1 protein-coding gene is annotated in these 1,780 nt (G+C 37.3%); it reads left to right on the forward strand.

Annotated elements, in window-relative coordinates; translation table 11 throughout:
- The first annotated feature begins 268 nt into the window (after nt 1-268).
- A complete protein-coding gene (gene citC, locus ACMZ6U_RS10265) occupies nt 269-1,321 on the forward strand; it encodes a [citrate (pro-3S)-lyase] ligase (RefSeq protein ID WP_416108324.1) in 1,053 nt (350 codons plus the stop codon).
- Nucleotides 1,322-1,780: the final 459 nt, after the last annotated feature.

The following is a 1,780-nucleotide window of genomic DNA, read 5'->3' on the forward strand; positions in this document are numbered from 1 at the left end:
GGTCCAATCCATAATGGCATCCGAACGTTCTAAGGGATTACCTTTCTCTGATAGTTTTAACAAGATTTTTTCATCGTCTGTGACTAAATGCATGACAGCTCTCCTCATTACTTTTGATTCTATTATCTCATTTTTGGGAAATTTAGGGAGTTTTTAGAGGTGCCCATTACAAATTGTCTTTCTATTGTTTTTTAACATTAATCCTAAAAAGTTCCAGTGCTTGAAGTGTTATAATAAAGAAAAATGATTTGAGAAGATAGGAGCACTGATGACCAATCATAAGATTTCCAGAATTTTTCCTTTTGACATCGCCAATATGAAAAAGGTGGAAGACCTTTTAGTTAAGGAAGGCATTCGTCTTGATAAAAACCTAGACTACACCTGTGCCATTTTTGGTGAAGATAATCAAGTCATAGCAACGGGGTCTTATTTTGGCAACAGCCTACGTTGCCTTTGTGTTTCTAGCGATTATCAAGGAGAGGGATTGATAGGCAGTATCATAAGCCATCTGATTGAGGAGGAATATGCTATCGGCAACTTCCATCTCTTTGTCTACACTAAAACTTGCTCTGCCAAATTTTTCAAAGATTTAGGCTTTACCGAAATCGTCCGCATTGACAATAAGATTAGCTTTTTAGAAAATAAAAAAACAGGCTTCCAAGATTATGTAACCTCTTTGGAGAAACCTGCAGAACATTCTGATAAGATAGCTACCCTAGTGATAAACGCTAACCCTTTTACACTCGGACATCAATATCTGGTTGAAAAAGCTGCCGCTGAAAACGATTTAGTCCACCTCTTCATGGTCAGTGAGGACAAAAGTCTTGTTCCCTTCTCAGCTCGTCACAAACTTATCACATCTGGACTGTCGCATTTGGATAATATCATTTTTCATGAAACTGGACCTTATCTGATTAGTCAAGCTACTTTTCCAAGCTATTTCCAAAAAGAAGAAAGTCAAGTGATTCAAAGTCAATCCTTATTAGACACAGAGATCTTTTTAAAAATTGCTAAAGAATTAGGCATCACTAGACGCTACGTGGGTGAGGAACCAAACAGCCAAGTCACAGCTATTTACAATGAGATTATGAAAGAGCAATTAGCACAAAATCAAATTGACCTCCTTATTGTGCCACGAAAAATGACAAATAATCAGGAGCATCTCATCAGCGCTTCAACTGCTCGGCTAGCCATCAAAGAAAACAATTGGGAGCTATTAGAAACACTTGTCCCCAAAACCACTCTTGAGTTCTTTCAATCCGAAGCATCAAAGCCCATTATCGATAAGATAAAAAAAGCAGATAATATCGTGCATTACTAAATAAATAAGCCTCTATCATTTCTGCAGTGGGTCACGCAACCGCAGGGGTTATGAGGCTTTTCAGCATGTAAAAAGTTTCATACTATAGTCAAATGAATTAACTGTCAGACTAGATTGCATGTAAGCGCCTAATAACCAGGTATCTATTCTGTTTTCCATGCCTCTAGTATACTGTTATCAGAAAACAGAATTGGAGGCTATTGTGATGTCACAACCCATTGTTCCTTTGGAAACGTCTCAATCTCGTCGTTTTGATATGAAAAATAAAAACGAGATGGTGCTGAAAATGCGTATTGGAAAAGTTGAACTAAGCTTGTTCTAATCTCTTCGTCAAGAAACACTGGAAACTATTTTAGAACCTGTATTTACAAAATCATAGAGCCTTTAAAAGCCGACTAATGTGTGATAGTTTGACAAAAGCAACCTCTGACGATACGGACTTTTCAACATCCTTAGCTA

Origin of the sequence: Streptococcus pluranimalium (genome assembly GCF_047785745.1) — a bacterium.
GTDB classification, from domain to species: Bacteria; Bacillota; Bacilli; order Lactobacillales; family Streptococcaceae; genus Streptococcus; species Streptococcus pluranimalium_B.